The organism is Paracoccus spongiarum, from assembly GCF_030732095.1.
Taxonomy (GTDB): Bacteria; Pseudomonadota; Alphaproteobacteria; order Rhodobacterales; family Rhodobacteraceae; genus Paracoccus; species Paracoccus spongiarum.
On sequence record NZ_JAVAMQ010000045.1, the window covers coordinates 1 to 6,163 of the forward strand.

General features: G+C 66.3%; 6 protein-coding genes. All 6 read left to right on the forward strand.

Annotated elements, in window-relative coordinates; translation table 11 throughout:
* Window positions 1-884: phosphotransferase (locus Q5Y72_RS19380; protein ID WP_305965034.1), on the forward strand; the 884-nt coding region annotated here is incomplete at its 5' end.
* Between the two features lie 109 nt (window positions 885-993).
* Entirely contained in the window at window positions 994-1,932 is a 939-nt protein-coding gene (locus tag Q5Y72_RS19385) for a DMT family transporter (protein ID WP_305965035.1), read from the forward strand.
* Window positions 1,929-2,777, forward strand: a complete 849-nt coding sequence (locus Q5Y72_RS19390; RefSeq protein WP_305965036.1) for a putative rhamnosyl transferase — start codon at window positions 1,929-1,931, stop codon at window positions 2,775-2,777. The genes Q5Y72_RS19385 and Q5Y72_RS19390 overlap by 4 nt, the downstream gene beginning before the upstream one ends.
* Before the next feature lie 279 nt (window positions 2,778-3,056).
* Window positions 3,057-3,428, forward strand: a complete 372-nt coding sequence (rpsL, locus tag Q5Y72_RS19395) for a 30S ribosomal protein S12 (RefSeq protein ID WP_022705687.1) — start codon at window positions 3,057-3,059, stop codon at window positions 3,426-3,428.
* Between the two features lie 12 nt (window positions 3,429-3,440).
* Window positions 3,441-3,911: a 30S ribosomal protein S7 gene (rpsG, locus tag Q5Y72_RS19400; protein ID WP_305965037.1), complete on the forward strand. Its 471-nt coding sequence runs from the start codon at window positions 3,441-3,443 to the stop codon at window positions 3,909-3,911.
* Between the two features lie 18 nt (window positions 3,912-3,929).
* Complete coding sequence (gene fusA / locus Q5Y72_RS19405) at window positions 3,930-6,053, forward strand: elongation factor G (RefSeq protein ID WP_305965038.1); 2,124 nt, start codon at window positions 3,930-3,932, stop codon at window positions 6,051-6,053.
* The last annotated feature ends 110 nt before the right edge of the window (window positions 6,054-6,163 follow it).

Consider the following 6,163-nt stretch of genomic DNA (forward strand, 5'->3'; position numbering starts at 1 on the left):
ATTTCGGGCATGACGGCGGCTGGACGATCCGCGAGGTCAATCGCAAGGGCGCCGCATCGAATCTGGACCTTGTGTTCCGGGCGGTCTCGAACAGCCACCGGCTGGCCATCAAGTGCAACGCGCAGGCCGAGAAGAACCGCCAGCAATTCGACGCGCTGCTGCGCATGCACCGGCTGGGCGTGGACTGCGCGCGCCCGGTCTGGATCGCCGAGGACGAGTCGCTTTATGTGATGGAGTGGCTGGCGGGTGCCGATCTGCGACAGCGGATGCAGGGGGCGCGCCGCCTCGAGGTGATCGCCGCGACCGGTCGGTGGCTGCGCGAGTTTCATCGTCGCTCGGCGGCCTGGGTCCCGCGCAGGGACCCGATGTTGCGGACGGTGGTGCCGCCCGGCCGGCCCCGCGATCTGTCGCTGGCCGTCGCCGAGCGGCTTGAACGGCGGCGCCTGTCCCTGCGTCTGGCGTTCGGGCCGACGGCGGCGCTGCATACCGATTTCCAGCTTCAGAACCTCGCGGCCCGCGGCGGCAGGATCTATGCCTATGATCCGGTCCGCCCGGCCATCGGCAATGTCTATGGCGATGTCACCCGCTTCCTGATCACGACCGAGATCCAGCGCGGTTTGGCGAACATGCGCGGCCAGCGCTGGCCCGATTGCAGCCAGACGGACCGCGCCGCCTTCCTGTTCGCCTATGGCACGGTACCGCGTATGTGGCGCAGCCAGTTTGAGGTGCTGGAGGATCTGCAGCTTGGCCAGCTGTGGCGGGCCTCGATCCGGCGGGGCGACCACCGCTTGCGCCCCGCCGCCCGGCACCGGCTGATCGAACGCATCATGCGCCGGCGCGGCATCCTGGACCATGGCGAGTCGGCGATCCCCGGCAGGGGGTGACGCCGCGCCGCCGTGGCAGGCCGCGGTGGCAGGCGGCGGCGGTGGGGGGGTTTCATCCGGCGCCCCGAAGGCCTAACGGTGGGCCGATGCGATCCCGAAGGAAGGCCCGATGCGTGCGCCCCTGATGTCTCCGATCCGCCGGGTGCGCCCAGCCTCGGTCACGCCCGCGCCGCAGGCGCCGGGGGACAACCTGCGCGGCGCGGTGCTGATGTGCCTGTCGATGCTGGGCTTCGGCTGCAACGACGCGGTGATGAAGTTCGTCACCCAGGACCTGCCGCTGTATCAGGCGATCACCCTGCGCGGGCTGATGATGATGCTGGTCCTCGCCGTGCTGGCGCAGCGCGAGGGCGGCCTGACCCTGAGGCTTGCACGGGGCGACCGCTGGCCGATGCTGTGGCGGGTGCTGGGCGAGGTCGGCTCGACCGTGCTGTTCCTGAACGCGCTTCAGGTCATGGCCATCGGCGACCTGTCCGCGGTCATGCAGTCGCTGCCGCTGGCGGTCATGCTGGGGGCCGCCCTGTTCTTCGCCGAGCCGCTGGGCTGGCGGCGCAGCAGCGCCGTGCTGGTCGGGCTGGTCGGGGTGCTGGTCATCCTCCGGCCGGGCAGCGGCACCTTCGGGATCTGGGCGCTTGTGGCGCTTGGGGCGATGCTGCTGATGGTGATGCGCGATCTGGTGACCCGGCTGTTCGGGCCGGAGGTCTCATCGGCCAGCATCGCCTTTCACGCGGCACTTGGCGTCACGGCGATGGGGGCGATCTTCAGCATCGGGCAGGGCTGGGTCCGCCCCGAGGCCGGTCAGATCGGCCTGCTGATGCTGAGCGCGGCGTTCCTGACGATGGGGTATGTCACCGCCGTCGCCGCGATGCGGGTCGGCGAGATCTCGTATGTGGCGCCGTTCCGCTATAGCTCGCTGATCGTGGCCATTATCGCCGGTCTGCTGGTCTTCGGCGAATGGCCGGACCTGTGGACTTGGGCGGGCTCGGCGCTGGTGGTCGGGGCAGGGGGCTACACGATCTGGCGCGAGGCGCAGCTGGGGCGCGGGCGATGAAGGTGCAGATGCTGGGCTTGTGCCGGTTTTCCTATCTGGGCGGCCGGGGCTTTCAGGTCGAACATGACGACCTCGCCGGGCGGCGGGCCTTTCTCTATGATCCCGAACGGCTGGCACGTCGCTGGTTCTGGTTCCGGCATGTGACGCTGCCCGCCCTGATGGCGCAAAGCGATTCCGACTTCACGCTGGTGCTGATGACCGGGCCGGATCTGCCCGAGCCCTGGCTGTCGCAGCTGCGCGACCTGTGCGACGAGGTTCCGCAGTTCCGGCTGTCGCTGGTTCCCCCGATGGAGCGGCATGTCGAGGCCTGCCTGGCCGCCATCGCACCGCATCTGGACCCGCAGGCCGATGTCGTGGGGCATTTCCGGCAGGACGACGACGATGCGGTCGCCATCGACTACATCCGCGATGCGCGACGCGACTTCGCCGCGCTGGAACCGCTGTGGAGCCGCCGGCGGCGGCTTTCCTGCGACTATGCGCGCGGGCTGGTGCTGAAGGCGACGGCCGATGGCGTGTCGGTCGAACCTCGGATGATCCACAATGCCGTGGCCGGCCTGACGGTCTATCTGGCGCCCGACGCCCAGCGCAGCATCATGCATTTCCCGCATTGGCAGATCGGGCTGTCGATGCCGGGCGTGACCCTGCCCGGCAAGGTGATGTTCGTGCGCTTCCTGAACCACGACAACGACTCGGGCGCGATCGGCGCGGGCTACCCCTGGGAGGCGGGCGAGACCGACTGGAACACCATGCTGGCCGACCGGTTCCGCATCGACCTGGCCCATCTGGACCGCGCCGCCCGCGACTTCGGCCTGCCTGGCGCCGACCGGCCGCGATGGGGCCAGTAAGGGGCGCTCCAGCCGCCCCGCAGCCCTCCGGGAGGCGCTGTTGACTCGGTTCTGGAATCCCCATATACGCCCCACACCCGGCGGGAAACCGCTTCGGGAACCAGAACCTGTGTGGTCACGATCCGGGCCGAAATACGCTCCGATCCTCTGGAATTCACCTGTCCACCCCGTGATGCGGGGACGGATGGGTTAGGCATTTCGCGATTCGCGCGACGTGCCGTCGAGAAGTGGCGCAGCAGACCTGCTGCGAGTATTGACGAGAGCAAGACGGGGAACCGAATGCCGACGATTCAACAGCTGATCCGCAAGCCGCGGCAGCCCAAGGTGCAGCGCAGCAAGTCGCAGCACCTTCAAGGATGCCCGCAGAAGCGCGGCGTCTGCACGCGCGTCTACACCACGACGCCGAAGAAACCGAACTCCGCCATGCGGAAGGTCGCCAAGGTGCGGCTGACCAACGGCTTCGAGGTCATCTCCTACATTCCGGGCGAAAAGCACAACCTGCAGGAACACAGCGTCGTGCTGATCCGCGGCGGCCGCGTGAAGGACCTTCCGGGTGTCCGTTACCACATCCTGCGCGGTGTGCTGGATACCCAGGGCGTCAAGGATCGTCGCCAGCGTCGTTCGAAATACGGCGCCAAGCGTCCGAAGTAAGGAGAGACATCGATGTCCCGTCGTCACGCCGCTGAAAAGCGCGAAGTCCTGCCCGACGCCAAGTTTGGCGATCGCGTGCTGACCAAATTCATGAACAACCTGATGGTTGACGGCAAGAAGTCGGTCGCCGAGCGGATCGTCTACAACGCGCTCGACCGCGTTCAGACCCGCCTCAAGCGCGAGCCGATCGAGGTCTTCCACGAAGCCCTCGACAACGTGAAGCCCTCGGTCGAGGTGCGTTCGCGCCGCGTCGGCGGTGCCACCTATCAGGTTCCGGTCGAGGTGCGCCCGACCCGCCGCGAGGCGCTGGCGATCCGCTGGCTGATCACCGCGGCCAAGAACCGCAACGAGAACACGATGGAAGAGCGCCTGGCGGGCGAGCTTGCCGATGCCGTCAACGGCCGCGGCACCGCCGTCAAGAAGCGCGAAGACACGCACAAGATGGCCGACGCCAACAAGGCGTTCAGCCACTACCGCTGGTAAGGCGAAAGGATTCCACCCATGGCACGCGAATATCCGCTGCAGCGTTATCGCAACTTCGGCATCATGGCCCACATCGATGCCGGCAAGACGACGACGACCGAGCGTATCCTTTACTACACCGGCAAGTCGCACAAGATCGGCGAAGTGCATGACGGCGCCGCGACCATGGACTGGATGGAACAGGAACAGGAACGCGGCATCACGATCACGTCTGCCGCGACCACCACGTTCTGGCAGCGCCAGGAGGACCCGACCACCGAGGGGACTTCGGACACCAAGTATCGCTTCAACATCATCGACACGCCGGGCCACGTCGACTTCACGATCGAGGTCGAACGCTCGCTGGCGGTGCTGGACGGCGCGATCTGCCTGCTGGACGCCAATGCCGGCGTCGAGCCGCAGACCGAGACGGTGTGGCGCCAGGCCGACCGCTACAAGGTTCCGCGGATCGTGTTCGTCAACAAGATGGACAAGATCGGCGCCGACTTCTTCAACTGCGTGAAGATGATCAAGGACCGCACCGGCGGCACCCCCTGCCCGATCGCCCTGCCGATCGGCGCCGAGGACAAGCTGGAAGGCATCATCGACCTCATCAAGATGGAAGAATGGGTCTGGAAGGGCGAGGATCTCGGCGCAAGCTGGGTTCGCCAGCCGATCCGCGACGAGCTGAAGGACCTGGCCGACGAATGGCGTTCCAACCTGATCGAGCTTGCCGTCGAGCAGGACGACACCGCCATGGAGGCCTATCTGGAGGGCAACGAGCCTGACGAGGCGACCCTGCGCAGCCTGATCCGCAAGGGCACGCTGTCGCTGTCGTTCTTCCCGGTAACCGCCGGCTCGGCCTTCAAGAACAAGGGCGTTCAGCCGCTGCTGAACTCGGTCATCGACTTCCTGCCGACGCCGCTGGACGTGCCGGCCTACATGGGCTTCACGCCGGGCGACGAGACCGAGACCCGCAACATCGAGCGCCGCGCCGATGACGCGCAGCCCTTCTCGGGTCTCGCGTTCAAGATCATGAACGACCCCTTTGTCGGCTCGCTGACCTTCACCCGCCTCTATTCGGGCGTGCTGAAGAAGGGCGACCAGATGCTGAACGCGACCAAGGGCAAGCGCGAGCGCGTCGGCCGGATGATGATGATGCATTCGATCAACCGCGAGGAAATCGAGGAAGCCTTTGCCGGCGACATCATCGCGCTGGCGGGCCTGAAGGAAACCACCACGGGCGACACCCTGTGTGACCCGGCCAAGCCGGTCGTCCTGGAGACCATGACCTTCCCCGAGCCGGTGATCGAGATCGCCGTCGAGCCGAAGTCGAAGGCCGACCAGGAAAAGATGGGTCTCGCCCTTCAGCGCCTCGCCGCCGAGGATCCCTCGTTCCGCGTCGAGACCGACATCGAGTCGGGCCAGACGATCATGAAGGGGATGGGCGAACTTCACCTCGACATCCTCGTGGACCGCATGAAGCGCGAGTTCAAGGTCGAGGCCAATATCGGTGCGCCGCAGGTGGCCTATCGCGAGACCATCTCGCAACCCGCCGAGATCGACTACACGCACAAGAAACAGACCGGCGGCACCGGCCAGTTCGCGCGCGTCAAGCTGCAGATCACCCCGACCGAGCCGGGCGAGGGCTACTCGTTCGAATCGAAGATCGTCGGTGGCGCGGTGCCCAAGGAATACATTCCGGGCGTCGAGAAGGGCATCAAGTCGGTGATGGATTCGGGCCCGCTGGCCGGCTTCCCGGTGATCGACTTCAAGGTCGCGCTGATGGATGGCGCGTTCCACGATGTCGACTCGTCGGTCCTGGCCTTCGAGATCGCCTCGCGCGCGGCCATGCGCGAGGGCCTGCGCAAGGCCGGCGCCAAGCTTCTGGAACCGATCATGAAGGTCGAGGTCGTCACGCCCGAGGAATACACGGGTTCGATCATCGGCGACCTGACCAGCCGTCGCGGCATGGTCCGTGGACAGGACAGCCGCGGCAACGCCAACGTCATCGACGCCTTCGTGCCGCTGGCCAACATGTTCGGCTACATCAACAACCTCCGTTCGATGTCGTCGGGCCGCGCCGTGTTCACCATGCTGTTCGATCACTACGAGGCCGTTCCGCAGAACATCTCGGACGAGATCCAGAAGAAATACGCCTGACCGGCGGGGCGGGGCCACGGTCCCGCCCATCCCGTAATCGATGAATTGAGGAGCCCTGCGCTATGGCAAAGGCAAAGTTTGAACGCAACAAACCGCATGTGAACATCGGT